General features: G+C 54.9%; 2 protein-coding genes and 1 pseudogene. All 3 read right to left on the reverse strand.

Annotated features, from left to right (window positions below; genetic code table 11):
* Positions 1 to 203 (reverse strand): annotated as a pseudogene (locus ACERIT_RS16075) (hypothetical protein); the annotation flags it as partial.
* Between the two features lie 3 nt (positions 204 to 206).
* On the reverse strand, positions 207 to 680 hold the full coding sequence (locus ACERIT_RS16080; protein ID WP_373675865.1) for a hypothetical protein: 474 nt from the start codon (positions 678 to 680) through the stop codon (positions 207 to 209).
* 162 nt (positions 681 to 842) lie between these two features.
* Positions 843 to 2,025: PAS domain-containing protein (locus ACERIT_RS16085; protein WP_373675866.1), on the reverse strand; the 1,183-nt coding region annotated here is incomplete at its 5' end.

Raw genomic sequence — 2,025 nt, forward strand, 5'->3', positions numbered from 1 at the left:
TATCCCTCCACCTCCCGTCCACGTTCGAGATAGTCAAAATCGAAAAACTGCGAGTCGAGGAACGACTCGGTGGGTGGGTCGATGGTTTCCCAGTCCCGCTTCTCTGATAGAAAGTAACTCTTGATATCATCGAGAAGTCGCTGTCGGGGGTCGTCACTCGTCTCGGCGTCCGATTGCTTGTTCTCTCGTTCAGATCCACTCATAAATCATAATTCCGTCAGTTTGTCGCTGGCCAACTCGCGAACTGCCCGGGAAATTTTATATAGGTCGTCATTTTCGAATTCGGCATTCTCGTTGAGAACGTGTCGCTGAACGACAAGCGTGTCGCTGTACTTGTCAAAAAGCATTAAATTTAGCGCCCGAAAGAGCCGTACGTCCATCCAGTCGCCAGTCGCAAAGAATCCGTTGCTGACCATCTTCAGCAGATCGCGTTTGAGTTCCTCGGTGCCCGCCTGGTGTTGTTCGAGTTTTGCCTCGTGTTCTTCGATTCGTTCGTTAGCGACCTGGTATAGTGGGTCGCTTTCCTCGAGTTCGTCTTTCCGACCTTCCCATTTCTCGATTTTGTCCTTGAGAGCCCGCTCGCGGTCGGCACTCAGTTCCTGCCGATGGCTTTCGAGATAGTCCTCTGCCAGAGCAATCGCATCTTCTGGGTCGACGTCTTCCCCGGTTCGATCACTCATCTGAGATGACTCCTTTTTTAGTATATCCTGTTAAGATTCGAGATCGATTCTCGGCTAGCGACAGAGCCTCTAGAGGTACCTCGTCTACCCTGCCTTTCCCGATCGGTCGGGAAAACTGGGGGACACGCGTTCCGGTTGCAGACAGACTGTCGGGTATTCGCATTATATCGACCGTTGAAGTTCGATCATCACGATACTTCCACGTGGGTCATTCTCCTTGAAGGTGAGTGTTCCATCGGCCTGTCTGACGATCCAGTTGACGAGCCACAGTCCGAGCCCGCTACCATGATAAAGCGGCTCGACGTCGTACTCTCGAGTCAAGACGTTAACTTCCTCTTCGGGAATTCCTGGCCCGTTGTCGGCTATCTCGACTTGAACCGTTTCCTCACTCGTCTCGACAGTGAGTGACACGTCGGGCGTCTCTCGATCGTTGTGAATGATCGCGTTCTCAATTAGTTCCTCGATTCCCCGTCCGAGCTTTCCCGTCGCGAGTGCGGACGCCTCTTCGGGGTGGTTGAGTTCGATGTTCGACTCAGAATAACGCTTACGCATGGCAGCGACGACGCGCTGACAGACGCTGACGACGTCGGTTCCCTTCTGATCAGGAGGGTCGGTGATCGTTTCAACGATCTCCCGCTCCTTGTCGGCCGTTTGCAGAAGCTCTCCGCTCTTCTCGAGGATCGTCTCAATTTCTTCGTCTACGCCTTCAACTTCGGTCCTGATCGTCTCCGCGTATCCCTTGATGGCCGTCATGTCGTTCCGTAGGTTATGCCTCAACACACGATCCAGGACGCGTAACTGCCGGGCCCGGTCGACCCGATCGGAGATGTCGATCGCCACTCCGATCATTCGCTTGGAGCTGTCCTCCGACTTCGTAAACAGCCGCGCTCGGCAGAGAAGCCAGATATAATTACCTGATTCGTGTCGGATGCGGAACTCCTGCTCGAAGTCGCCTTCCTGTTCTCTCGCACGCGTGTTGGCCTGTTCGACTGTCTCACGATCCTCGGGATGAACTCGCTCGATGAAATCCTCGTGGGAGCCTCCGAACGTTCCGGGGTCGAGTCCCACCAGCGTCTCCATGGACTCTTCCCAGATCATGTTCTCGGCCTGTATGTCCCACTCCCAGACACCCGCATCGGCAGTGTCAATCGCCAGTGACAGGCGTCGTTGTGCCTCTTGCTGCTCACGTTCACGTTCCTTGCGCTCGGTGACATCTCGCTGGATGGCGACGAATCCCTCGATGTCGCCCGAATCGGTTTTTATCGGGGCGACGGTTTGTTCGGCGTAGTACAGCTCGCCGGATCGGTTCTCGTTGAGGACCTCACTCGACCAGATCTCGCCATCA

Origin of the sequence: Halopenitus sp. H-Gu1 (genome assembly GCF_041821145.1) — an archaeon.
In the GTDB taxonomy this organism is placed as follows: Archaea; Halobacteriota; Halobacteria; order Halobacteriales; family Haloferacaceae; genus Halopenitus.